This is a genomic window from Cryobacterium sp. GrIS_2_6, assembly GCF_035984545.1.
Lineage (GTDB): Bacteria > Actinomycetota > Actinomycetes > Actinomycetales > Microbacteriaceae > Cryobacterium.
In genome coordinates this window covers 3,179,661-3,203,398 of the sequence record NZ_JAXCHP010000001.1, presented here as the reverse complement: position 1 = coordinate 3,203,398, position 23,738 = coordinate 3,179,661, and the positions used below count along the sequence as shown (strand labels likewise).

The window sequence follows — 23,738 nt, the reverse complement described above, 5'->3', positions numbered from 1 at the left end:
GGCGGGGCTAGAGGCCGTTCGAGGTGAGCCAGTCGAGGAGCACGCGCTCGAACTCGTCGGGGAGTTCGACGCTCGGCAGGTGCGCGGCGTCGTGGAAGGTGCAGCCGCTCGCGAAGGGCAGCGTCGACAGCAGGTACTCGTAGTGGGCGAGCGCGGGCGTCACGTCGAACTCGCCGACCGTCACGAGCGCGGGAACCTCGATGTCGATCACCCGGTTGCTCGCGGGCGGTTCGAGCGGGATCGGGATCGGGTGTTCCTCGGCGTGCACGACATTGACCCGGTTGAGCGCGTAGGCCGTCGACACGAACCCGGGGTCGAGGGCCTTCTCGTCCCTGATCGGACCGATCGCCCACAGCGCGACCTCGAGCCGGGCGAGCCGGTGCCAGTCGCGGGCGTCGAACGCCTCGTCGAGTTCGTCGAAACGGGCGTCCTCGAGCTCGGTGAGCTCGACCTCGGGGAAACCGCTCGGACCGGACCCGATCGTGACAAGCCCGGCGACCCGGTCCGGGCTCTCGAGGGCGATGTCGATAGCGATCGACCCTCCGCGCGAGCAGCCGACGAGGGTCGCGGACGCGATGCCGAGATGATCGAGCAGCGCGACGGCATCCGCCCGGTTGGAGAACGCGATGTTCTCGGTCGTGGTCTGCCCGAAGCCGCGCGCATCGAACCGCACCACGAAATGCCTGGCGGCAAGAGCTGCGACCTGGGGGTCCCACATTCGCAGGTTCGCGATGCCGGCGTGCAGCAGCAGGATCGCCGGCGACGACAGCGCACCTTTGGTCTCGTAGTACATCGACGCACCCGGAACGCTGAGATGAGGCATGCTTCGAGCGTACGGCTGTGGCGTGACCACTGGCAAGACTCGCGCTCTCCTGCAGCAGAACTGTCCCCTAATCTGGGAGTAATGAGCGGCGTCCTGGTCGGGTTCTCCATCATCGGATTCGTGATCCTGGTGGGCTACCTCATCGAGCGTGCGGGGTTCGCGGGCCCGACGGCTGGGTTCGTGCTCAATCGGGTCGCCTTCTTCGTGGCGATGCCCGCGCTGATGTTCACGGTGCTGAGCCGCACGGATGTCCGGGTGCTGTTCTCCTGGTTCCTCCTGACCACTCTGTGCACCGTCCTGGTCATCGCTGCCGTCTCCCTGGTGGCAGGCAGGCTCCTCGGCCGCCGCCCGGTCGCGGAGACCGTGCTCGGCGTCGCGGGCTCCAGCTATGTCAACGCGAACAATATCGGCCTGCCCGTTGCGATCTACGTGCTCGGCAGCGCGCACTTCGTCGCCCCGGTGCTGCTCCTGCAACTTCTCGTCTTCGCCCCGATCGTGCTCGGCATCCTCGACGTCTCCACGAGCGGCCGGGCCTCGCTTCGGGCGATCCTGACCCAGCCGTTGCGCAACCCGATGATCCTCGCCTCCCTGTCCGGGCTGCTCGTCGCCGTGTTCCGGATCCAGATCCCCGATGCCGTGTTCGCGCCCCTCGACATCCTCGGCGGGGCGGGCATCCCGATGGTTCTCCTCGCCTTCGGCATGTCCCTGCACGGCGAGAGGGTGCTGCGGCCCGGGTCAGGGCGCAAGCAGGTCGCGCTCGCCGCGGTGCTCAAGGTGGCCGTGATGCCCGTCGTCGCCTGGGTCCTCGGCCGGTTCGCGTTCGGCCTCGGCCCGATCGAACTGTTCGCGGTCGTGACGGTCGCCGCCCTGCCGACCGCGCAGAACGTCTTCAACTTCGCGGCCCGGTACGACCGCGGCATGGTCGTCGCCCGCGACACCGTGCTCGTGACGACGATCGCCGCCATCCCGGCCTTGCTCGTGATCGCGGCCCTGCTCGCGCCGGTGGCCTAGAGCTGCGGGCGGCGGTAGGCGGATGCCGGCGGCCGGGTCAGCCAGGGGCGGAGCCACCGGGTGATCCACGGCATCACGAGCAGCGTCATCGTGGGCGCCATCACGAGGGTCGTCATCAGGATGCGGGGCACGATCGGGTAGCCGCCCCACTCGGGGATCGCCAGTGTGACGAGGAAGGTGAAGACCACGTTGCTCGGGAAGAAGCCGAGGCCGATCGCGACGGTCTGCTTCCACTGCGAGGGCTGGTAGATGCCCGAGTCGGAGCCCTCCTGCGGGGTGTCGAACCAGCCTTCGATACCGGTGCGCTTCTGAACGCGGGCGTCGAGGATGTAGTCGACGCCCTGGGCGAGCCACTCGGCGCGCTCATCGGAGCCCTCCCAGGCATCCAGCGAATCGGAGTTGTCGAAGCGGTAGAGCATGTGCCAGCTGAGCGAGTCCTCGCTCGTGCGCACCCAGCCGGAGCCGAGGAAGCCGGGGAACGCGCTCGCGAGGTCCATGCCCTGCTGGGCCCAGTGGGTCGCCTCGGCTATCCGGGTGGGCTGCACCCGACGGGTGATGGAGACGGTGACGGAATCGGACGGTCCGGCCGCCGCCGGATTGCCGTCGTTCCCCGGCGATACGGAAAACATGTCTCCAGTATCCCCGACGGCCACGTCATCCGGCGAGGGGTCAGAAGATCATCGGGCGGTCGTCGTCCTCGTCGTCGAGAGTGAGGTCGACGACGACGGGCACGTGGTCGCTCGGTGCGTCGCCCTTGCGTTCGTTGCGGTGGATACTCGCGGCGGTGACGAGGTCGGTGAACGCCGGTGAGCCGAGGATGAAGTCGATGCGGAGGCCCTCGTTGCGCGGGAACCGCAGTTGCTTGTAGTCCCAGTAGGTGAAGCCCTCCGGAACGAGGGTGCGCACGGGGTCGGTCAGCCCTGCGGCGGCGAAGGCCTCGAAGGCGGCCCGTTCCGGCGGAGAGATGTGCGTCGAGACCCCGGGGACCAGCGTCGGGTCACCGACGTCGGAGTCGAGGGGGGCCACGTTCCAGTCGCCCATCAGCGCGAGGGCGAGATCGGGGTGGGCGGCGAGTTCGGCGCGGGTGTGCTCGTCGAGCTTCGCGAGCCAGTCGAGCTTGTACGTGTAGTGCGGGTCGTCGAGCGCGCGCCCGTTCGGCACGTAGAGGCTCCAGAGTCGCAGGTCGTTGACGGTGACCCCGAGGGCCCTGGCCTCGAGCGGCAGCCCGGGGCCCTCCTGGCCCTTGAGGAAGCCGGGCATGCCGGAGAAGCTCGTGGCGACATCCGTCATGGGGTGCCTGCTCGCGAAGGCGACGCCGTTCCACTGGCTGAGGCCGTGGATGGCGAGCTCGTAGCCGGCCGCCTCGAAGATGTCGGAGGGGAACTGCTCAGGCTTGCACTTGATCTCCTGCATGGCGAGCACGTCGATGTCCTCGCGCACGAGCCAGTCGACGACACGGGCGGAGCGGGCTCGGATGGAGTTGACGTTCCAGGTGGCGATGCGCATGCGCCCAGCCTATTTGACGGATGCCGGCTTCGGGCCGACCTGCGCGGCCAGCGCCGCGAGCACATCCGCCGGGGTTGCTGCCGCCTGCAGTGAGGCGCGGAAGGCGGGCTTCATCAGGGCTCGGGAGAGCTGGGCGAGCACGGTGAGGTGCTCGGTTCCGGCTGCCGCCTCCGGAACGGCGATCAGGAAGATCAGCGTGGCCGGGGTGCCGTCCGGCGAGTTCCAGTCGACGCCGTGCCTGCTGCGGGCGAAGGCCAGGATCGGGGCGCTCACGCCGTTCGACTTGGCGTGGGGGATCGCGATGCCGTCTCCGACGGCCGTGGTGCCGAGCTCCTCGCGGGAGAGGGCCGCCCGGATGACGACGCCTGCGTCGGTGACGCGACCGGTCGTGCTCATCAGGCCGACGAGGGCGCGGATCGTCGCGTCCCGGTCAGTCTCGGCGGGGTCGAGCACGATCGTGCGTTCGTCGATGTAGTCGAGCACCGTCTTCGGGGCCGGGGCCGGGGCCGGGGCCGGGGTCGATGCCGGCACTGTCTGCGGCACTGGCGAGACGGCTGCCTGCGCGGCGGCGGACTGGGACGCGCGGCGCTCCGCCGTGCGCGCGGACATGCCGAGGAGCAGCAGGGAGACGAGGGCGGTGACGACGGCGCCGATGAGCAAGGCCGCGAAGTACATCGGTACCCCGGAGACGGCGCCGAAGACGGCGACGATCGGGCCACCGTGCGGCACGGAGTCGGTGACCGCGAAGAGGGCTGCGATGCCGCCGGCGGCGGCTCCGCCGAGCATGTTCGCGGGAATGACCTGCAGCGGCTTGGCGGCGGCGAGCGGGATGGCGCCCTCGGTGATGCCGAAGAAGCCCATGAACAGGGCGGCGATCCCGGCCTCACGCTCCGGCTTGGAGAAGTAGCGGCCGCGGATCAGGGTGGCCAGGCCCATCCCGAGCGGCGGAACGGCGATCGCCGCGGCGACCATGCCCATCGGGGCGGGGTTCCCGGTCGCGATCAGGGCGCTGCCGAAGAGGAACGCGGTCTTGTTGACCGGGCCGCCCATGTCGAAGGCGACCATGGCGCCGAGGATGAGACCGAGCACGATCGCACTGCCGCCCTGCAGGCCGGTGAGGAATGTGGTCATGGTGGAGAAGACCCAGCTGATCGGCCGGCCGAGGGCGAGCACGAAGGCGCCGCCGACGATCACGGTGGTGAGCACCGGGATCACGAGGATCGGCATGATCGGCTTGATATACCGGTGCACGGGGATCTTCTTGATGCCGAGGGCGACGAAACCGACGAGGAACCCGGTGACGATGCCGCCGATGAATCCGGCGCCGGACTCGGAGTGGTAGAACGACCCGGTCGTGGCGATCCAGCCGCAGATCATGCCCGGCGCGAGCCCGGGCCGGTCGGCGATCGCGTAGGCGATGAACCCGGAGAGGATCGGCACCATCAGGGTGAAGCCGAGCACGCCGATCTGGTTGATCGTCAACCAGAAGCTGCCCTCCGGGATGACGAGACCCTTCGGGGTCGCCTCGCCGCCGAGGGAGAGCGAGATGGCGATCAGCAGCCCGCCGACCACGACGAACGGGATCATGTAGGAGACGCCGTTCATCAGGGCGCGGTACAGGGTGCCGCCGAAGTCGGACCTGCCGGTGGTCGATGCGGGGGTTTCCCCGGCCGAGCCGTCGGGGCCGTCGCCGGCCGCGGACGGCGCGGCGGCGAGGGCCTCCCGGATCAAAGCGGCAGGGCGGTGGATGCCGTCGGCCACCCCAACGGAAATGATCCGCTTGCCCGCGAATCGTGACGGGTCGATCCTGGTGTCTGCTGCGATCACGACGGCGTCGGCACGGTCGATGTCGGCCGGGCTGAAGGCGCCTTCGACGCCGACGGAGCCGTGCGTCTCGACCTTCATGTCGTAGCCGAGTTCCGCGGCCGCGGCCGCGAGCTTCTCGGCAGCCATGTAAGTGTGCGCGATGCCGGTGGGGCAGGCCGTGATCCCCAGGATCAGGAGTCGATGTGGTGCTGTTGTCGCGGTGAGGGGTTCGGGCATGGCTCGAGAGTCCTTCCGGGCCGAGGTCGACCGGAATCTCCGTGAACACCACAGCTCAATCTCATAAGCTTAACTAACTTTATTTCGCCCCGCGAACGAGGGTGGCTCGTGAGGTGTCGCACATCGACGTTCGCGGGACGTGGGAACCTCGATCTGCGACACCTCGGGAAGAGCCGGGACCTCCGGGCGGTTACGGGACGTGACAGGATCGAAGGATGAGCGGAAAGCGGGACCGGTGCGCGGCGAACTGAGCATTTTCGCCCTCGAGGGGATTCCCGAGGTCGCGGCGGGCGATGACCTCGCCGGGCTGATCGTCGCGGCTTCCGGAGTCGCAGCGGGCACCCGGCTGCGTGACGGCGACATCCTCGCGGTCACGAGCAAGATCGTCTCCAAGGCCGAGGGTCGCCTGCGCGCGGCGGCCGATCGCGAGCAGGCGATCACCGACGAGACCGTGCGGGTCGTCGCGACCCGCGCGTACCCGGGCGGCGTGACCCGCATCGTCGAGAACCGGCAGGGCCTCGTGATGGCCGCGGCCGGCGTCGACGCGAGCAACACCCCCGAGGGCTTCGTGCTGCTCCTCCCGGTCGATCCGGATGTCTCCGCCCGCGCCCTCTGCGCCGGGTTGCGTGCACGCACCGGGCTTCGGCTCGGCGTGATCATCACCGACACCGCTGGACGCCCCTGGCGCGAGGGCCAGACCGACATAGCGATCGGCGCGGCCGGTCTCGCCGTGCTCGATGACCTGCGCGGCACGACGGATGCCGCCGGCAAACTCCTCAACGTCACCGCTCCCGCCGTCGGCGACGAGATCGCCGGCGCCGCCGACCTCGTCAAGGGCAAGGCGAGCGGCAACCCGGTCGCCGTGATCCGGGGGCTCGGCCGACTGGTCCTGCCGCTCCCGGCCGCGGAGACTTCCGATGCTGCGCTCGCGGGCACGGATGTCGCCGCGACCGGCGCCGCCCTCAGCGAGGCTGCCCGCCGCGGTACTGTCGACCGCGGTACTGTCGACCGCGCTGCCGTCGACCGCGGAGCCGCCGTCCTGTTGCGCCCGAGCGAGACCGACATGTTCCGGCTCGGCAGCGCTGAAGCCGAGGCCCTCGGCTACGCCAGGGGCTATGCGGCCGGAGTCGCGGCCGGACGGGCACCGGGCGCGAATGACGCCCCGCACGTTTCCGCCTTCGTGGAAGCCGACCGGCCGTGAGCTGGGTGGTCGTGGTTCCGGTCAAGGGAAACCCCGGCGCGAAGACGCGCCTCGGCGGCCCTGGTCGAGGCCGCGCCGAGCTTGCCGACGCCTTCGCACTCGACACCGTCGCTGCGCTCCTCGCTGCGGCCCCGGTGCTCGGCGTCTTCGTCGTCACGGGCGACCCCGTGCTCGGCGCGCGCCTCGCTCGCCTCGGCGCGCACATCGTCGCGGAGGGCCGGGTGGCGACCGGCCCTCCTCAAGCGGATGCCCGGCATCCGCGTGCCGCGTCTGCGCTCGCCGACCCCGCCGACCCCGCCGACCCTGCCGACCCACTCAACCGGGCGATCCGGGTCGGGCTGGCCGCAGCAGAGGCGGCTTTCCCCGCCGCGCACCGCGCCGTCGTGACGGGAGACCTGCCCGGGCTCAGTCCGGCCGACGTCGAACAGGCGCTTGCGCTCGCCGCGGGACACGAGCGGTCGGTCGTGCCGGATGCGGACGGGACCGGCACCACAACCCTGCTCGCCCTCGCCGGGGCGCCGATCAGCCCACGGTTCGGGCCCGGGTCGCGCGCGGCGCACGAGGAGGGGGGCCACGTGCCGCTCACGCTGCCGGTCGGCTCCGGAATCCGCCGCGACGTCGACACCCCGGCCGACCTGGCCCTGATCGAACGACTGGGCGCCGGACCGCACACGTCCGCCCTCTTCGCCGCAGCATCCGCCGCCCCGCAGGACTCGCCCTTCCCTCCTCCCGCACCCCTGCTTCCGTCCCCCGATCGCCCCATCGAGAAATGAGCATCATGCTTCCTCTGAAACTCGGATACAAGGCCTCCGCCGAGCAGTTCGCCCCGCGTGAGCTGGTCGAGATCGCCGTCGCCGCCGAGCGGCACGGTTTCGAATCGGTCGCGGTGAGCGACCACTTCCAGCCCTGGCGGCACACCGGCGGCCATGCCCCGTTCTCGCTGGCCTGGATGGCGGCCGTCGGGGAGCGCACGACGCGGGTGCAGATCGGCACCTCGGTGATGACGCCGACATTCCGGTACAACCCCGCCGTGATCGCCCAGGCCTTCGCGACACTCGGCTGCCTCTACCCGGGGCGGATCATGCTCGGCGTCGGAACCGGCGAAGCCCTCAACGAGATCGCGACCGGGTTCCGCGGCGCAGGCGCCCAGGATTGGCCCGAGTTCAAGGAACGCTACGCCCGGTTGCGCGAGTCGATCGCGCTGATGCGCGCGCTCTGGTCAGAGGACAAGGTGAGTTTCGAGGGCGAGTACTACAGTACCCACGACGCGAGCATCTACGACCGGCCGGAGGGCGGCATCCCGGTCTACATCGCCGCGGGCGGACCCCTTGTGGCGGGCTATGCGGGACGGTCGGGGGACGGCTTCATCTGCACCTCGGGCAAGGGGATGGAGCTCTACACCGAGAAGCTGCTGCCGGCGGTCGCGGCCGGCGCGGAGAAGGCCGGGCGGGATGCGGCCACGATCGACCGGATGATCGAGATCAAGCTGTCCTACGACACCGACCCGGCGCTCGCGCTCGAGAACACCCGGTTCTGGGCCCCGTTGTCGCTCACGCCAGAGCAGAAGCACGACATCACCGACCCGTCGGAGATGGAGGCGGCCGCGGATGCACTGCCGATCGAGCAGGTCGCCAAGCGCTGGATCGTCGGTTCGGACCCCGACGAGACGGTCGCGGCGATCGGCGAGTACATCGACGCCGGCTTCAACCACCTCGTCTTCCACGCCCCCGGCCACGACCAGGAGCGGTTCCTCACGGCCTTCGAGCGCGACTTGGCCCCCCGCATCCGCGCCCGCGCCTGAGCCGCGCCCGCGCCTGAGCCGCGCCCACCGGTGCTGGGGCGTCGACCGGGCTAGGGCTGGGGCTGCTCGGGCTTCTTGAGGTTGGCGCTGATCGCGAGGGCCTCGAGCACGGCGGCAGGGGTCTGCGCGGACTGGATCGCGGCGCGGAACGCCGGCTTCGCGAGGCAGCGCGAGAGCTGGGACAGCACCCGGAGGTGTTCGGTTCCCGCCGAGGCCTTGGGTACGGCGATCATGAAGATCAGGGTCGCCTTCTCGCCGTCCGCTGAGTTCCAGTCGATGCCGTGCTTGCTGCGCGCGAAAGCGAGCACCGGGGCGAGGACGGCGTCGCACTTGGCGTGCGCGATCGCGATGCCGTTGCCCATGCTCGTAGTGCCGTGGGTCTCCCGTCGAAAGGCGGCCTGGGCGACGCGCCCCACGTCGGTGATCCGCCCGGTCGTGCTCATCATGCCGGCGAGGGTGCGGATCATCCGGTCCCGGTCGGTCTCGTCGACGTCGAGCACGATGGTGCGCTCGTCGATGTAGTCGAGCACGGTCTTCCGGCCGGTCGACACCGAGCCGGTTGAGGTGGTCGGCAGGATCGGGATCGCCGTGGTGAGCGGCATCGTCATCGTGGCGAGTTTTCGCTTGGGGTGCGGCGTGCTGATGACCACGGGCTCATGCCTCGCGTGCACCAGGGACGGCGCCGGGGCGGATGCGGCGGCTGAGGCGAGAGCGGATGCGCCCGGCGTTGCGGCCGAAGCGGGAGCGCGGGCGGCATCGGAGCCGGGTGCGGTCGTCCGGGTGCTGCCGGGGGCGTTCCCGACGGTGGTCGGGGCCGCGCTGGCCGGGTGGCCCGGGGTACCCGTGGCATTCGAGGCCGCGCCGGACGCGTCAGTCGTGTTGGTCGCGCCGGACGCAGTGGAGGCGCTGGCTGCGCTGCGGCGTGCCGAGCGGTGCCGCACGACGATCAGAACGATCGCGACGGCGGCCGCGACGATGATGGCGCCAACGATGAGCGCGGGGACGTATGCCGGCATGCCGGGGACAGTTCCGACGACGGCGGTGATCGAGCCGCCGTGCAACGCGGAGTCGAGATGTGCGGGCATGACAGTAGGGTCCTTCCGGTAGGCCGACCGGAATCGAGCGCTGAACCGGGGGCAAATTAGTTAGCTTGAAGAATAATTAGCCTGACTTAGTGTATCCCCCGCGCAGGTGATGCGATCCGGAACAATGTTGCCGCAATTTCTGCCGTCGTGTCCAGGTCGTGCATCCAGAGGGGTACCGCGAGTGAGCGGATGCCGGCGGCCGCGAGAGCGGGCAGCGCCGCGGTATCCGTTTCGTCCACGAGCCAGCCGTCGAGGATGCCGCCGGTGGACCGGGCGCCGTAGTGCAGCCCGACGGCCGCAGCGGTCGTGGCGACGCCGATGGTCTGGAGGCACGCGTCGGCCATGCCGCGGACGGCGGCTCCCGCGATGATCGGCGAGACGCCGACGACGCGGGCCGGCGTGGACCGCAGGGCGTCGCGGATGCCCGGGATCGCGAGGATCGTGCCGATCGAGACCACGGGGTTCGACGGCGGCAGGATCACGAGGTCCGCCGCCAGGATCGCCTCCAGCACGCCCGGCGCGGCCTCCGCCGTGTCGAGTCCGCGCTGAACGAACTGGGTGACCGGCACTGACGCACGATACCGGACCCACCATTCTTCGAAATGGATCAGGTCCCCGGCGTGGTGCTCGTCGGCATCCGCTGCGAGGCGCGCATGGGTCTCGACGGGCTGGTCGCTCATCGGCAGGAGGCGGGCGCCTGGCTGCCAGCGCTCGCAGAGGAACGCGGTGGCCTCGCTCAGGGTGGAGCCGGAGCGCAGCAGGTCGCTGCGCACGATGTGGGTCGCGAGGTCGAGGTCGCCGAGCGTGAACCAGGACCAGCCGCGCCCGTACGCCGCGATCTCGGCCGAGGTGCGGCGGGACTCGTCCGGGCGGCCCCAGCCCTGCTCCTCGTTGATGCCACCGCCGAGGGTGTACATCACGGTGTCGAGGTCGGGGCAGATCCGCAGTCCGTCGAGCCACATGTCGTCACCGGTGTTGACGATGACCGTCACCCGCGCGGAGGGATCGCTCGCCGCCAGATAGTGCAGCAACCCCCGAGTGAACCGGGCCCCGCCGATCCCGCCCGCCAGTACCGTGATCTTCGTCATGTCCCTATCCTCCTGCTGTCGTCCTGCTGCCGCGAAAGCGGGTGAATCGTCGTTTTCGATGGGTCATAACGACGATTCACCCGCTTTCGCGAACGGGCGGGGTGGGGGGTGAGGGGGCGAAGAGCAGGGACGGATGCCCGCCGCGGGGGTGCGGGACGACGAAGCTGTCCACCCCGTAGACCGCGGCGATAAGCGGCGGAACCAGGACTTCGGCGGGGGTGCCTGCGGCAACCAGGCGGCCGTCGGCGAGCAACAGGATCTGGTCGCAGTATGCGGCGGCGAGGTTGAGGTCGTGCAGGGCGAGGACGGCGGTGAGGCCGAGGTCCCGCACCTGAGCGAGCAGGCCGAGCTGGCCGCCGATGTCGAGGTGGTTGGTCGGCTCGTCGAGCAGGAGCAGGCTCGGCCGCTGGGCGAGCGCGCGGGCGATCTGCACCCGCTGCTGCTCGCCGCCGCTCAGGGTGCCCCAGCTTCGGTCGGCGAGGTCGGTGCCGCCGACCTGGACGAGCGATTCGGCGACAATGCGCAGGTCCTCGGCGCCGTCGAAGCCGCCGAAGATTCCGGTGCGGTACGGAATACGACCGAGGAGAACGACCTCGCGCACGAGCAGATCGATCGTGGGGCTCGCGTGCTGCTCGAGGAGGGCGATCCGGCGGGCGGTGTCGCGTCGGCCCAGGGTCGCCAGGGGTGCGTCGTCGAGGGTGATCCGCCCGCTCGTCGGGGTGTGCAGGCCCGCGATGAGGCGCAGCAGTGTGGACTTTCCCGCGCCGTTCGGGCCGAGCAGGCCCGTCACTGAGCCGGTCGGAATGATCGCGGAGACGTCGTTCAGGATCGTGCGCCCGCCGACGCGGAACGACACCCGCTCGATGACTACACCCATGAAACGGACTTCCGGCTCTTGATCAGCGCGATGAACACCGGAACCCCGATCAGGGCGGTGATGATCCCCACCGGCAGCTCGCGCGGGTCGAAGACCGTGCGGGCGAGGGTGTCCGCGATCAGGAGGAACACCGCGCCGTATACCGCGACAAGCGGCAACAGCCTGCGATGCCCCGGCCCGCTGAGCCCGCGCACGAGGTGCGGGAGGATCAGCCCGACGAACCCGATCGCACCGCTCACGGCGACCATCGCCCCGGTCAGCAGCGCCACCGTGCCGAGGAGCGCCCACCGGGTGCGGTCGACGTCGACTCCGAGCGCGGCCGCTGCGGTGTCGCCGAAGGCGAAGGCGTCCAGCCGGCTCGCGGCGAGCACGAGCCCGGTGCCGGCGAGGAGGAGTGCGCTCCCTGCGATGAGGACCGTGGCCCAGGAACTGCCGGCGAGGGAGCCGAGCAGCCAGTTCAGGATCTCCCGGTAGGAGTCGCCCTTGGCCGACCAGAAGATCACGAAGGAGGTGCCCGCCGCGCCGAGCTGGGCGATCGCGAGGCCGGCCAGCACGGCCCGGCCGGGCGTGATCGTTCCGCCGACCCTGGCGATGGAGAGCGTCGCGATGAGCGCGGCGAGTGCGCCGGCGAAGGCGGCGAGCGGGAGTGCGACCCCGACGCCGAGAATCACGACGCAGACCGCGCCGAGCGACGCCCCGGAGGACAGCCCGAGCAGGTACGGGTCTGCGAGCGGGTTGCGGGTCACGCTCTGCATGACCGCGCCGCTCAGGGCGAGGCCCGCGCCGACGAACGCCGCGGTCAGCACCCGCGGGAGCCGCAGCTGCCAGACGATCGCGTCAGTGAGGACGGGCACCGTGCCGGAGTGCGGGAAGCCGAGGTGCGCCGCGAGGCTGCCCGCGACATCCGCCAGGCTCACCGGAGCGGGCCCGATCGTCACGGCCAGCGCGGAGACGAGCACGAGCGCCGCCAGGGCGAGCGCGAGCCACAGCCCGAAGCGACCGTTCCGGCGAGCGGATGCGGCCGGCCGGGTCCGTACCGCCACGGAGCCCGTGCCCGCAGTCACCGACTACTTGCTCAGCGAGTTGAGGTCGGCCAGTTGGTCGATCGTCGTTGCCGCGGCCTCGACGTTGCGGATGCCGGCCTCCGTCGAAGCGAACGGGAGGGTGATGTACCGCTTGTTCTTCACCGCGGAGAGGTTCTTCGTCGCGGGGTTGGTCTCGAGGGTCTTGATCTTCGACTCTGCCGTGTTCCAGGTCGCGTCGACGAGCACGATCACGCTCGGATCGGCAGCGACGACGGATTCCCAGCCGACGGAGGTCCAGGTGTCCTTCACGCTCGCGAAGACGTTCGTGAGTCCGGCGGCATCCATGATCATCTGCGGCGCACCGATCCCGGCACCGACGTACGGGCTGTCGACGCCGCTCGAATACCAGAGCGCCGAGGTCTTCGTCGTCGCGGGGGAGAGCGTCGTGAGCTCCTTGCGCTGGGTGGCGACGAGCCGTGCGGCTGCCTCTGGGGCCCCGAAAACGGCGCCGGCCTGGGTGATCTCCCCGAAGACGGTGTCGAAGGTGAGCGGGTTGGGCTGGTCGGCGCCCTTGCAGGCCGACGGCGAGACGTAGCTGCCGATGCCGACCGCGGCGAGGGTGTCGCGGGTGCCGACACCGTCAGTGGCGAAGTTGGACTCCCACCCGCCGAAGATGAAATCAGGGTTCAGGGCGAGCACGGCCTCCTGGCTGGGCAGGAAGTCGCTGACGACCTTGAGGTTGGTGCCGATCGAGCTGAGCGCCTGCGGGAGCGGACCGTCGAGGAACGCGGTTCCGACGATCTTGTCGCCGAGGCCGAGCGCGAGGAGAAGTTCCGTGGCCGAGGACTTGATCGACACGATCCGGCTCGGGGCCTTCGTGACCGTGACCGTCGCGCCGCAGTTCTCGATCGTGAGCGGATAGGCCGGCTTCGCCGTCGGGGTGGCGCTGGCCGTGACCGCATCCGGGGCTACGCCCGCGGGAGTCGGGCTCGTGGTCGCGCAGCCTCCGAGCAGGACGGCGACCGCCGTGGCAGCAATGAACGCCGGCCAGGCGCGAAAAGCGCGGGGCCCGCGGAAGAACGGGAGACGTGTCATGAGACCTTCGGTGGCCGGGCGGGACGTTTTGAATGGTACCAGCGCCGGATAACGGTTTCGCTGAGTGCTTGCCTCCCGGCCTGTTGGGCGACAGGATGATCCACACGCACTCAGCTCGCCCGGACGTTTCGGCGGACGTTTCAGGTATCTCGCAGTACTGACTTGGTGGAGGCAGACATGTCCGACGGATCCAATGCCCCGGCCAGCGCGAAGATCCGCGCGGATGCGGCCGGCGAGCGCGCGAACATCGTGAGAGCCGCGATCACCCAGGCCACCTGGACCGGCGACGAAGCGTCGATGATCGCCAAGCACGAGGGGTTCGTGCGCTCGGCGGCCGCGCAGGGAGCGCAGGTGATCTGCTTCCAGGAGCTCTTCCACGGCCCCTACTTCGGCATCATCCAGGACCCCCAGTACTACGGCTACGCGACGAGCGTTCCGGGCCCCCTCGTCGAACGGTTCCAGGCGCTCGCCGCAGAGCACCACATCGTGATCGTGCTTCCGGTCTACGAGGAGGAGCAGGCCGGCGTGCTCTACAACACTGCGGCCGTGATCGACGCCGACGGCAGCTACCTCGGCAAGTACCGCAAGCACCACATCCCGCACCTCCCGCAGTTCTGGGAGAAGTTCTACTTCCGCCCCGGCAACCTCGACTACCCGGTCTTCGACACCGCGGTCGGTAAGATCGGCGTCTACATCTGCTACGACCGGCACTTCCCGGAGGGCTGGCGCATCCTCGGCCTGAACGGCGCCGAAATCGTCTTCAACCCCTCGGCCACCAAGCCCGGCCTGTCCAACCGGCTCTGGGAACTCGAACAGCCGGCCGCGGCGGTCGCCAACCAGTACTTCATCGGCGCCAACAACCGGATCGGCACCGAAACCGAGGAATTCGGCGACGAGGCCGTCACCTTCTACGGCAGCTCCTACTTCGTCGACCCGCGCGGCAACTACGTCGGCGCCATCGCCTCGACCGACACCGACGAGATCGTGATCCGCGACCTCGACCTGGGCCTCATCCGCGAGACCCGCAACTCCTGGCAGTTCTACCGCGACCGCAGGCCGGACTCCTACGACCCGATCGCCCGCGCATGAGCGCCCGGGTGGGGCGCACCCTGATCCGGGGCGGCACTGTGGTCAGCTCGACGGGCCGGTCGCAAGCGGATGTCCTCATCGACGGCGAGAAGATCGTCGCGGTGCTCGCCCCCGGCTCCGCCATTTTCGGGTTCGACGTCGCGGCATCCGCGGACACGGTGATCGACGCGACCGGGAAGTACGTGATCCCCGGCGGCATCGACGCGCACACCCACATGGAGCTGCCGTTCGGCGGCACCGCGGCCTCAGACACCTTCGAGACCGGCACCCGCGCGGCCGCGTGGGGCGGCACGACGACGATCGTCGACTTCGCGGTGCAGAGCTACGGGCAGCGTGTCTTCGACGGCCTCGCGACCTGGCACGACAAGGCCGCGGGCAACTGCGCCATCGACTACGGCTTCCACCAGATCATCGGCGACCTCAACTCGGACTCGCTTCAGGCCATGGACGGGCTGCTCGCCGAGGGCGTGTCGAGCTTCAAGCTCTTCATGGCCTACCCGGGAGTGTTCTACTCCGACGACGCGCAGATCCTCCGGGCGATGCAGAAGTCGGCGGAGACCGGGCTCATGACGATGATGCACGCCGAGAACGGGCCGGCGATCGACGTGCTCGTCGGGCAACTCCTCGCAGAGGGCAAGACCGACCCGTACTATCACGGCATAGCGCGGGCCTGGCAGCTTGAGGAGGAGGCCACCCACCGGGCGATCATGCTCGCCGACCTCACCGGGGCACCACTCTACGTCGTGCACGTCAGCGCGAAGCAGGCCGTCGCGCAGCTCGCGGCGGCCCGCTCCCGCGGCAAGAACGTTTTCGGGGAGACCTGCCCGCAGTACCTCTACCTCTCCCTCGAGGAGAACCTCGGCGCCCCCGGCTTCGAGGGCGCGAAGTGGGTGTGCTCCACGCCGCTGCGCAGTCGCGCGGATGGGCACCAGGAGGAGCTCTGGCAGAGCCTCCGCACGAACGAACTGCAGCTCGTCTCGACCGACCACTGCCCGTTCTGCATGAAGGGCCAGAAGGACCTCGGCCTCGGCGACTTCTCGAAGATCCCGAACGGCATCGGCTCGGTCGAGCACCGGCTCGACCTGCTCTACCAGGGCGTCGTCGAGGGGCGGATCACCCTCGAACGCTGGGTCGAGCTGACCTCGACGACCCCGGCGCGGATGTTCGGCCTCTACGGCACCAAGGGCGTGATCCAGCCGGGGGCGGATGCCGACGTGGTCGTCTACGACCCGGCAGGACACACCTCGATCGGGGTCGGCGTCGACGGCAACGGCGCGCCGACGGGCCGCACCCACCACATGAACATGGACCACTCCGCCTGGGAAGGGTACGAGATCGACGGGCACGTCGACACGGTGCTCAGCCGGGGCAAGGTCATCGTCGACGGCAACAGCTACCTCGGGGCGAAGGGCGACGGGCGGTACCTGCCGCGCGGCCTGAGCCAGTACCTGACCTAGGCGCCCCGGCCAGGCATCCGCCACCCACCGCCCACCATCGACAGAGCGCAGGGAACCCCATGGACTTCGGAGCAGTGCTGCAGACCAACCCGCCATCGGCCAGGGTCGTGCAGCTCGCGCAGCTCGCAGAGGCCTACGGCTTCAGCCACCTCTGGACCTTCGACTCGCACCTGCTCTGGCAGGAACCGTACGTGATCCACAGCCGCATCCTCGCCGAGACCCGCAAGATCATGGTCGGGCCGATGGTCACGAACCCGTCCACCCGCGACTGGACCGTGACCGCATCGACCTTCACGACCCTCAACGAGATGTACGGCAACCGCACCATCTGCGGCATCGGGCGCGGCGACTCCGCCGTGCGCGTCACGAACGGCGCCCCCGCGACGCTCAAGACCCTGCGTGAGGCGATCCACGTCATCCGGGAGCTCGGCAACTCCCGCGCCGTCGAGTACAACGGCGCAATCCTGCGGTTCCCGTGGAGCTTCGGCAGCTCCCTCGAGGTGTGGGTCGCCGCGTACGGGCCGCTCGCGCTCAAGCTCACCGGTGAGGTCGGTGACGGATTCATCCTGCAGATGGCTGACCTCGACGTGGCCGAGTGGATGATCAGCACGGTGCGGAAGGCCGCGGCAGCGGCAGGCCGGGACCCGGCATCCGTGAAATTCTGCGTCGCCGCCCCGATGTACATCGGCGAGGACTGGGAGCACATGCGCAACCAGTGCCGCTGGTTCGGCGGCATGGTCGGCAACCATGTCGCCGACATCGTCGCCAAGTACGGCGCCGACTCCGCGGTGCCGCGCGCACTCACCGACTACATCGCCGGGCGCGAGGGCTACGACTACAACCAGCACGGCCGCGCGGGCAACACCCACGCCGACTTCGTGCCCGATGAGATCGTGGACCGGTTCTGCGTGCTCGGCACCAAGGCGGATCACATCCGGAAGCTCGAAGCGCTCCGCGAACTCGGCGTCGACCAGTTCGCCGGGTACCTGCAGCACGACAACAAGGAAGAGACCCTGCGTGTGTACGGTGAGAGCATCATCCCGGCGCTCAACACAGCGCCCGCCGCGAAGATCTGAGAATGGCAGCCCGGGTGCGAGAACAAGGAGAACCGCTGTGACTGATACCGATCGGCTCGACGAACTCACCGCCGACCTCGACCTCGCCCACGTATTCCATTCCTGGTCGGCCCAGGGCGGCGAGCGCACCCCGTTCGTCCTCGCCGGCGGGCTCGGATCCCGGGTCTGGGACCACTCCGGCACCACGTTTCTCGACTTCTCCAGCCAGCTGGTCAACCTCAACATCGGCCACCAGCATCCGGCCGTCGTGCGCGCGATCGTCGAACAGGCCGGCCTGCTCGCCACGGTCGCGCCCGCTACGGCCAACCTCACCCGCGGCCAGGCCGCGAGCCGCATCGTCGCCCGCGCGCCCGACGGCTTCCACAAGGTGTTCTTCACCAACGGCGGGGCGGATGCGAATGAGAACGCGATCCGGCTGGCCCGGTTGCACACCGGTCGCGACAAGATCCTCTCGACCTATCGCTCGTACCACGGCAACACCGGGGCCGCGATCGTCGCGACGGGGGACTGGCGCCGGGTGCCGAACGAGTTCGCGCGCGGGCACGCGCACTTCTTCGGCCCGTACCTCTACCGCAGCGACTTCTGGGCCACGACCCCGGAGCAGGAGTGCGAGCGCGCCCTGCGGCACCTCGAGCGGGTGATCCAGAGCGAGGGGCCGAGCGGGATCGCCGCCGTGCTGCTCGAGACGATCCCGGGCACCGCGGGCGTGCTGCTCCCGCCGCCCGGATACCTGCCGGGGGTGCGCGCCCTGTGCGACCGCTACGGCATCCTGCTGATCCTCGACGAGGTGATGGCGGGCTTCGGCCGCACCGGAAGCTGGCTCGCCCTCGATCTCTACGACGTGGTCCCCGACCTGATCACCTTCGCGAAGGGCGTCAACTCGGGGTACGTGCCCGCGGGCGGGGTGATCATCCCGGATTCGATCGCGAACGACTTCGACACGACCGTGTTCCCGGGCGGACTCACCTACAGCGGGCATCCGCTCGCCATGGCCGCGATCGTGGCGACGCTCGACGCGATGGAGGCGGAGGGGATCGTCGACAACGCGGCCAGGATTGGGAGGGACGTGCTCGCGCCGGGGCTCGCAGAGCTTGCGGAGCGGCACCCGATCATCGGAGAGGTGCGCGGCGTCGGCGTGTTCTGGGCGCTCGAACTGGTCGCGGACCGGGCGACCCGGGAACCGGTGGGAGCCGGGGTGATGGCGAAGATCAAGGCCGGGCTGCTCGCCCGCGGACTGCTGCCCTTCATCGCCGAGAACCGCATCCACGTGGTGCCCCCCTGCGTGGTGACGGACACCGAGGCAGCCGAAGCCCTGTCCATCTACGACGAGGTCCTCTCCCTCCCCTAGTCCCCTCTGTGGCCGCGAAAGCGGGTGAATCGTCGTTATGGCACGCTCATACCGACGATTCACCCGCTTTCGCGAGAGCTATAGGTAGCGGTAGAGGTAGAGGTAGGGATGGGGCGGTGTGGGCCTGCTGGACGCTGGCGGCCTGGGTGCGGAGAACGTCGACGACCGTGCGCACGGCGAGGCGCTCGGCGCGGTCCGGGCGCATCAGCGCGACGATCTGCCGCTCGGCGTCCACCCCGCGCAACGGCTTGAGCGTCACCCGCCCCGGTTGGCCGCCTCCCCACGTATAGCGCGGCACGAGGGCGATCCCGAGGCCTGCCGTCACGAACGCCTCGATGAGCCTCATGTCGGCGAACCGCTGGGCGACGGTGACGTGGCCGGGGGTGCGCTCCTCGATCTCGTCGAGGATCCGCTCGAAGGGGTACCCGTCCGGCACCCCGATCCAGGTCTCGTCGATCACGTCAGCCGGGGCGAGCCAGGAGCGGCCGGCGAGCCGGTGATCGGCGGGCAGCCCGACGTCGATCGGCTCCGTCATGAGCGGAACGACCGTCAGGCCGCGCCCGCCCCAGGACCGCTGGCCGCTCAGGCTGTACGCGAGGACGATGTCGTAGTCGGCCGTGAGCGCCGGGAAGTCCCGGAGCTCCGGGTCGAGGTCGGTGCACGTGACCACGAGGCCGGGCCGGTCGGCGAGTTGCAGCATGGCCCCTGGCAGGAGCATCTCGCCGGCGGTCGGGAAGGTGACCACGCTGACCCCTCCGGAGGCGTCGTTCCGGAACTCGTGCCAGACGGCGGTGGCGCGGGCGATCGCGACCGAAACATCGGTGGCGCTGCGGGCGAGCGCGTGCCCGGCATCCGTCAGAATGATGCCCCGCCCGCGGCGCTCGGTGAGGCGCACCCCGGCCTCGCGCTCGAGCACTTTGAGTTGCTGGGAGACGGCGGATGCCGTGCGATGCGTCGCCCGCGCGACCTCGGTTATCGAGCCGCGTTCGGCCAGTTCCCTGAGCAGTTCGAGCCGCTGAATGTCCATGTAGCTACGCTACACAATGAGTGCAGGACAATGCGATTGTGCTGCATGGTCAGAGGTGGTCGACTAGGTACGTCGAACACGTGCAGCAGTGCCTCCGTATCACCGACATCCACCCTTGGTTGAAAGGCCCCCTCGTGTTCGTTCTCATTGCCGTGCTCTCCCTGATCGTTGTCGCGTCCATCGTTGGCGTTGTTGTCGATGTGCAGAATGACGGCTACCGTCACATGCCCGAACAGCGCACCTTCGTTCGCGGATTCTGACCCCTGCCTGACGCCTCCCCGTCCCCCGGGCCGGGGCAGGCGTCGCCAATCCCGGATGGCATACAGTTGATCCGTGACGGACATTCGGCAGCAGCTCATTGACTACATCTCGGCTGAGGCCGTGTTCCACGGTGACTTCACCCTCACGAGCGGGAAGAAGGCGACGTATTACGTCGACCTCCGCAAGGTGAGCCTCGACCACCGGGTCGCCCCGCTGATCGGTCAGGTCATGATCGACCTTATCGCCGGCGTGCCCGACGTCTCGGCCGTCGGCGGAATGACGATGGGTGCAGACCCGGTCGCCGCCGCGATCCTGCACCAGGGCGTCGCCCGCGGTCTCTCCTACGACGCGTTCGTCGTGCGCAAGGAGCCCAAGGACCACGGCCGCGGTCGCCAGGTCGAGGGCCCCGACCTCGCGGGCAAGCGCGTGATCGTGCTCGAGGACACCTCGACCACCGGCGGATCCCCGCTCGCGGCCGTCGAAGCCCTGCTCAAGGTCGGAGCGATCGTCGCCGGCGTCGCGGTCGTCGTCGACCGCAACACCGGTGCCCGCGAAGTCATCGAAGCGGCCGGCTACCCCTACTTCGCCGCCATCGGCCTTGAGGACCTGGGGCTGAACTAATGCCAGACCAGTCTGGGAGCGGCGAAGAAGGAATCGACTGGCTCGCCTCCCAGCTCGGCGACGGCACCAAGCCGACCCTGCCGGACGACTTCGTGATGCGTCGGCCGCGCCGGGCGAAGGGTGCCCCGGCGGATGCCTCCGGCCGGGTTTCCCGTTCCGGCGACGCCTCTGGTGCCGGTACGACTTCGGATCCTGAAACTCCGGCGCCCGCGTTCCTGTGGGGACTCAAGCCGACGACGGCGACCGCCGCCGTGACCGTGGTCAAGCCGGCGGCACCCGCCCCGGTTGCTCCGCCGCTCGCTCCGACTCCCGCCGTGCACTCGCCGGAGCCCGTGCACTCGCCGGAGCCCGTGCACTCGCCGGCGCCCGCGGGTGAGCCTTCTGTGGTCGAGCCGGCCGTGTTCCGGCCGCGCGCTGTCGGCGCCACGTCCTTCCCGGCACAGGCCGGCCTGACGCCTGCCCCGATCACCCCAGCGGCCCCGACGGCCCCCGCGGCCTCGACGACGGGGTCTCCCGCGGGTATCGAGCCCTCTGCCGGTTCTGCCCCTGCCGGTCCTGCAGTGGCAGGAACCTCCGCGTCCGCAGGCTCTGTTGCTTCGTCCGGCGCGATCGGTTCCGCCGGCTACGTCCCCGGCGACATCTTCTATCCGTCCGCTCGCCCACTCGCGTCGACCGGCGGCGCTGCCGCGACTCCGAACGCGGGCGCCACCGGAGGCTCGCCGGCCGTAGCGGCCGGCCGGGGCATCAGCACGGACGCACCGCTCGAACCCTGGTGGACTACGCCCGCGCGGTCACCGCTCGTGCTTACGCCCGAGGAGGTCGCCGCGGATCGCGCCGCCACCGCCGACGGGCGCGGCACCCTGTATCCGGCTCGCAACCTGCCCGAGCCGGAGCCCATCCCCGAGCCCCTGCCCGTGGTGCCTGCGCCGTCGCACTTCCGGCTCCGCGGGCGTCGCGCCGCCGCCCAGGCGCCCGTCGTCACGCCGCCCGCCGGTGCGGCCGCCGGTGCAGCTGCCGGTGAGCGTGCTGCTGCCGAAGCCGACGCCGCATCGCGTGTCGAAGTCGCCGATCGTGCTGTTGCCGCCGCCGCTACCGAGCGTGCGGAAGCCGTCGCATCCGCGGCCCGCGCCGAGACCGAGTCGGAGACCGAGGCCGCCGCCGAGCGCGTCGTGTTCGAGGCTGCCGCCGCGAGTGCCGCCGCAGCGGTTGCCGCGGCGTCTGTCGCGTCAGCGAGTGCGGCTCCGGCTGCGGCGCTGCCGTTGCTCCCGGCTCCGATCGTTCCCTTTCCGGTCGAGAGCGACCCGTGGGACGATTCCGGACTCGCCCACACCGAGCTTTCCACTCCTCAGGCTCCGCTCGCCGAATCTGCCGGGCACCCGGCCGACCCTCCGGCTGTCGTCGGCGGCGAGACGGCGGGGGCGCTGAGCGCGTTCGATGCACTGTTCCAACCCGCCGTCGACACCGACACCGACACCGCCGCCGCCGCCGCCGCCGGCGCGGCGGCCGCTGCCCCCACGACGGTTCTCGCTGCACCGGGCGTCGCGAATGCGCCGGCCCCCGCAGCCTCAGCTGCCGGCTTCTTTTCGCGTCGCTCGAAGGGAACGCCCCCCGGTGACCCGGGAGCAGCCGCGGCCGGCACGGTCGGATCAGGGACAAACGGTTCAGAGGCGACACCTGGTTCCGGACCACAGAGGCCCGGAACGAATGGTCCCAACGTCGGCGGCTCCGGTTCGGGCGGCTCCGGGAACGGTGGTTCAGGGCATGGCTCCGGCGGGGCATCCGCCGGGCACAGCGGGTTGCCGAAACCCCTGATCTGGACCGCGGTCGGCCTGCTTGTCCTCGTGGTTCTCGTCGGCCTCTTCCTGCTCGGCCAGCGCCTCGTGGGCTCCCCGGCGTCGACGGTCGCCGCCACGGCCTCGGAGACCCCTGCTCCCACCCCCACGCCGACCCCCACGCCGACCCCGGCGCCCACCGCCGCGCAGCCGGTCGGCGTGCACGCCTGGCAGGCCCTGTTCGGCGGCGAATGCCTGCAGCCTTACGTCTCCCCGTGGGAGGGGACCTTCACGGTCGCCGACTGCGCGGCCCCGCACCAGGCGCAGCTCGTCTATCGCGGACTGTTCCCCAGCGATGCGACCACGCCCTTCCCCGGCGAGGCGGCGCTCGCTGCGCAGATCAACTTGCTCTGCAGCGCGCCCGGCGTGATCGACCTCACCGCTGCGGCCGCGTACCCCGACGTGCAGGTGCAGGGCAGCTACCCGATCACCGCCGAGCAGTGGGCGGACGCCCCGCACCAGTACTTCTGCTTTGTCAGCCGGTCCTCGGGAGACGGCATCACCGGGAGCCTCGCCGGCCCCGGCCCGACGGCCTGACCGGTACCGTCTGGCCGACTGTGGCCTGAACGGACAACTGCGGCTCGTGCGCCGGCAACAGTTGTCCGTTACGGCAACAGTTATCCGGGGCGGGGCTAGATCTCGTCCGACTCGACGGGTTCGAGGGACACGAGCTTGTCGACGCCGGAGATGATCTCGTCCGGGCGGAACGGGTAGCGGCTGACCTCGGCCTCGTCGCTGATCCCGGTCATCACGAGCAGCGTGTACAAGCCGGCCTCGATGCCGGCGACGATGTCGGTGTCCATCCGGTCGCCGATCATCGCGGTGTTCTCCGAGTGCGCGCCGATCTTGTTCATGGCCGAGCGGAACATCATCGGGTTGGGCTTGCCGACGACGTACGGCTCCATGCCGGTCGCCTTCGAGATGAGAGCGGCGATGGCGCCCGTCGCGGGCATCGGGCCGTCCGCGCTCGGCCCCGTCGCATCCGGGTTCGTTGCGATGAAGCGCGCACCGGCGAGCAGCAGGCGAATGGCTTTGGTGATGGCCTCGAAGGAATAGTTGCGGGTCTCGCCCACGACGACGTAGTCGGGGTTCGTCTCCGTCATGATGAACCCGGCCTCGTGCAGGGCCGTCGTCAGGCCGACCTCTCCGATCACGAAGGCCGTGCCGCCGGGCATCTGGCTCTTCAGGAAGTCGGCGGTCGCGAGGGCAGAGGTCCAGATGCGCTCCTCGGGCACGTTGAGCCCTGAGGAGCGCAGCCGGGCGCTCAGGTCCCGCGGAGTGAAGATGGAGTTGTTGGTCAGCACGAGGAACGGCGTTCCCGCGTCGCTCCATTGCTGCAGAAGCTCGGCGGCCCCGGGCAGCGGGCTGTTCTCATGGACCAGTACCCCGTCCATGTCGGTGAGCCAGCATTCGATCTCGTCACGGCGTGTCATTCGGCGCTCCTCGGGTTCCCCTCCAGAGTAGCGTTCCGG

Annotated in this window: 22 protein-coding genes; 11 read left to right on the top strand and 11 right to left on the bottom strand. The window is 70.0% G+C overall.

The genetic code is table 11. From position 1 onward, the window contains the following. Positions 1-7 precede the first annotated feature (7 nt). Positions 8-823: an alpha/beta hydrolase gene (locus tag RCH22_RS15630; protein ID WP_327014617.1), complete on the bottom strand. Its 816-nt coding sequence runs from the start codon at positions 821-823 to the stop codon at positions 8-10. A gap of 81 nt (positions 824-904) precedes the next feature. Between RCH22_RS15630 and RCH22_RS15625 the strand changes: the two genes are divergently transcribed. Next, positions 905-1,834, top strand: a complete 930-nt coding sequence (locus RCH22_RS15625) for an AEC family transporter (protein ID WP_327014616.1) — start codon at positions 905-907, stop codon at positions 1,832-1,834. Here the strand turns inward: RCH22_RS15625 and RCH22_RS15620 are convergent. From RCH22_RS15620 to RCH22_RS15610, 3 genes are read right to left on the bottom strand one after another with little or no spacing between them, the layout of a single operon-like run. Further along, positions 1,831-2,463 (bottom strand): antibiotic biosynthesis monooxygenase, encoded by a 633-nt coding sequence (locus tag RCH22_RS15620; protein WP_327014615.1) that lies wholly within the window; start codon positions 2,461-2,463, stop codon positions 1,831-1,833. The genes RCH22_RS15625 and RCH22_RS15620 overlap by 4 nt on opposite strands. 40 nt (positions 2,464-2,503) lie before the next feature. After that, the gene (locus RCH22_RS15615) at positions 2,504-3,340 is read right to left on the bottom strand and encodes an exodeoxyribonuclease III (protein ID WP_327014614.1); all 837 of its coding nucleotides are present in this window, start codon (positions 3,338-3,340) and stop codon (positions 2,504-2,506) included. 9 nt (positions 3,341-3,349) lie between these two features. Continuing rightward, the gene (locus RCH22_RS15610; RefSeq protein WP_327014613.1) at positions 3,350-5,383 is read right to left on the bottom strand and encodes a fructose-specific PTS transporter subunit EIIC; all 2,034 of its coding nucleotides are present in this window, start codon (positions 5,381-5,383) and stop codon (positions 3,350-3,352) included. Between the two features lie 247 nt (positions 5,384-5,630). Between RCH22_RS15610 and cofE the strand changes: the two genes are divergently transcribed. The 3 genes from cofE to fgd are packed head-to-tail and all read left to right on the top strand — an operon-like array spanning position 5,631 to position 8,385. Beyond that, positions 5,631-6,584 (top strand): coenzyme F420-0:L-glutamate ligase, encoded by a 954-nt coding sequence (cofE, locus tag RCH22_RS15605; RefSeq protein WP_327015548.1) that lies wholly within the window; start codon positions 5,631-5,633, stop codon positions 6,582-6,584. Beyond that, on the top strand, positions 6,581-7,357 hold the full coding sequence (cofC, locus tag RCH22_RS15600) for a 2-phospho-L-lactate guanylyltransferase (protein ID WP_327014612.1): 777 nt from the start codon (positions 6,581-6,583) through the stop codon (positions 7,355-7,357). The genes cofE and cofC overlap by 4 nt, the downstream gene beginning before the upstream one ends. Positions 7,358-7,362: 5 nt before the next feature. Continuing rightward, positions 7,363-8,385 (top strand): glucose-6-phosphate dehydrogenase (coenzyme-F420), encoded by a 1,023-nt coding sequence (gene fgd / locus RCH22_RS15595; RefSeq protein ID WP_198413456.1) that lies wholly within the window; start codon positions 7,363-7,365, stop codon positions 8,383-8,385. Positions 8,386-8,435: 50 nt separating this feature from the next. Here fgd and RCH22_RS15590 read toward each other — a convergent pair whose 3' ends face one another. The 5 genes from RCH22_RS15590 to RCH22_RS15570 all read right to left on the bottom strand — a co-directional run bounded on the left by RCH22_RS15590 (position 8,436) and on the right by RCH22_RS15570 (position 13,555). After that, complete coding sequence (locus tag RCH22_RS15590) at positions 8,436-9,470, bottom strand: fructose PTS transporter subunit IIA (protein ID WP_327014611.1); 1,035 nt, start codon at positions 9,468-9,470, stop codon at positions 8,436-8,438. Between the two features lie 86 nt (positions 9,471-9,556). Continuing rightward, entirely contained in the window at positions 9,557-10,558 is a 1,002-nt protein-coding gene (cofD, locus tag RCH22_RS15585; RefSeq protein WP_327014610.1) for a 2-phospho-L-lactate transferase, read from the bottom strand. Between the two features lie 76 nt (positions 10,559-10,634). Further along, positions 10,635-11,435 carry an ABC transporter ATP-binding protein gene (locus RCH22_RS15580; RefSeq protein ID WP_327014609.1) on the bottom strand — a complete coding sequence of 267 codons (801 nt, stop codon included), beginning with the start codon at positions 11,433-11,435 and terminating at the stop codon, positions 10,635-10,637. Beyond that, positions 11,426-12,424, bottom strand: a complete 999-nt coding sequence (locus tag RCH22_RS15575) for a putative F420-0 ABC transporter permease subunit (protein ID WP_327015547.1) — start codon at positions 12,422-12,424, stop codon at positions 11,426-11,428. Before RCH22_RS15575 ends, RCH22_RS15580 begins: the two co-directional genes overlap by 10 nt. A gap of 78 nt (positions 12,425-12,502) precedes the next feature. Then, on the bottom strand, positions 12,503-13,555 hold the full coding sequence (locus tag RCH22_RS15570) for a putative F420-0 ABC transporter substrate-binding protein (RefSeq protein ID WP_327014608.1): 1,053 nt from the start codon (positions 13,553-13,555) through the stop codon (positions 12,503-12,505). Between the two features lie 177 nt (positions 13,556-13,732). On the opposite strand from RCH22_RS15570, the gene RCH22_RS15565 reads away from it, so the two are divergent. Genes RCH22_RS15565 through RCH22_RS15550 form a run of 4 tightly spaced genes read left to right on the top strand, consistent with a single transcriptional unit; the run spans position 13,733 to position 18,525 of the window. Continuing rightward, positions 13,733-14,644 carry a nitrilase-related carbon-nitrogen hydrolase gene (locus RCH22_RS15565; protein WP_327014607.1) on the top strand — a complete coding sequence of 304 codons (912 nt, stop codon included), beginning with the start codon at positions 13,733-13,735 and terminating at the stop codon, positions 14,642-14,644. 8 nt (positions 14,645-14,652) lie between these two features. Then, positions 14,653-16,101: a dihydropyrimidinase gene (hydA, locus tag RCH22_RS15560; RefSeq protein ID WP_327015546.1), complete on the top strand. Its 1,449-nt coding sequence runs from the start codon at positions 14,653-14,655 to the stop codon at positions 16,099-16,101. Positions 16,102-16,160: 59 nt separating this feature from the next. Further along, positions 16,161-17,177 (top strand): TIGR03842 family LLM class F420-dependent oxidoreductase, encoded by a 1,017-nt coding sequence (locus tag RCH22_RS15555; RefSeq protein WP_327014606.1) that lies wholly within the window; start codon positions 16,161-16,163, stop codon positions 17,175-17,177. A gap of 37 nt (positions 17,178-17,214) precedes the next feature. Further along, a complete protein-coding gene (locus RCH22_RS15550) occupies positions 17,215-18,525 on the top strand; it encodes an aspartate aminotransferase family protein (protein ID WP_327014605.1) in 1,311 nt (436 codons plus the stop codon). 46 nt (positions 18,526-18,571) lie between these two features. Here RCH22_RS15550 and RCH22_RS15545 read toward each other — a convergent pair whose 3' ends face one another. Continuing rightward, positions 18,572-19,552 carry a LysR family transcriptional regulator gene (locus RCH22_RS15545; RefSeq protein WP_327014604.1) on the bottom strand — a complete coding sequence of 327 codons (981 nt, stop codon included), beginning with the start codon at positions 19,550-19,552 and terminating at the stop codon, positions 18,572-18,574. 134 nt (positions 19,553-19,686) lie between these two features. Between RCH22_RS15545 and RCH22_RS15540 the strand changes: the two genes are divergently transcribed. The 3 genes from RCH22_RS15540 (at position 19,687) to RCH22_RS15530 (ending at position 22,803) form a co-directional block, all read left to right on the top strand. Then, positions 19,687-19,812, top strand: a complete 126-nt coding sequence (locus RCH22_RS15540) for a hypothetical protein (protein WP_255454334.1) — start codon at positions 19,687-19,689, stop codon at positions 19,810-19,812. Positions 19,813-19,885: 73 nt separating this feature from the next. Next, positions 19,886-20,434 carry an orotate phosphoribosyltransferase gene (gene pyrE, locus RCH22_RS15535; RefSeq protein ID WP_327014603.1) on the top strand — a complete coding sequence of 183 codons (549 nt, stop codon included), beginning with the start codon at positions 19,886-19,888 and terminating at the stop codon, positions 20,432-20,434. Continuing rightward, the gene (locus RCH22_RS15530; RefSeq protein ID WP_327014602.1) at positions 20,434-22,803 is read left to right on the top strand and encodes a hypothetical protein; all 2,370 of its coding nucleotides are present in this window, start codon (positions 20,434-20,436) and stop codon (positions 22,801-22,803) included. The genes pyrE and RCH22_RS15530 overlap by 1 nt, the downstream gene beginning before the upstream one ends. A gap of 95 nt (positions 22,804-22,898) precedes the next feature. On the opposite strand, the gene RCH22_RS15525 is transcribed toward RCH22_RS15530, so the two are convergent. Next, positions 22,899-23,699, bottom strand: coding sequence for an HAD-IIA family hydrolase (locus tag RCH22_RS15525; protein ID WP_327014601.1), 801 nt, complete (start codon positions 23,697-23,699; stop codon positions 22,899-22,901). Positions 23,700-23,738: the final 39 nt, after the last annotated feature.